The organism is Faecalibacterium sp. DFI.5.82, assembly GCF_029076575.1.
In the GTDB taxonomy this organism is placed as follows: domain Bacteria; phylum Bacillota; class Clostridia; order Oscillospirales; family Ruminococcaceae; genus Faecalibacterium; species Faecalibacterium duncaniae.
Map to the genome: position 1 here is coordinate 1 of NZ_JARFIS010000182.1, position 349 is coordinate 349.

The window sequence follows — 349 nt, forward strand, 5'->3', positions numbered from 1 at the left end:
GGTTACTGTACCAGCTTTAATCAAGTCAATAAATGCTAACGGGTCATTCAATGCTTTGCCTGCGTTAAACATGGTCATAGCACCATATCCGGTCTTCATGCCTTCCATTTCGACAGAATGAAGCTTATTCATTTCACGAAGGAAGCCAATTCCAAAACGTAGAGTGTACTCACGACCACCAATATTTAAAATCATTTCTGTTTTTCTCCTTTAATCTAAAAAAATAAGGGGCATTAAGCCCCTAAATTAAACTTCTTCGCCCGGCTTAGCTTCTTCCTTGGCCAAAGTATGATATTCATACTGTGTAGCCTCAAGAGCTAGTTTCTGGGAAGTTGTAAGCTCGTCAGTC

General features: G+C 40.1%; 1 protein-coding gene. It reads right to left on the bottom strand.

Going from position 1 to position 349, the window contains the following annotated elements:
• Positions 1–195 (bottom strand): tail assembly chaperone (locus P0G09_RS16155; RefSeq protein WP_275253171.1); only part of this gene is annotated, 195 nt, incomplete at its 3' end.
• Positions 196–349: the final 154 nt, after the last annotated feature.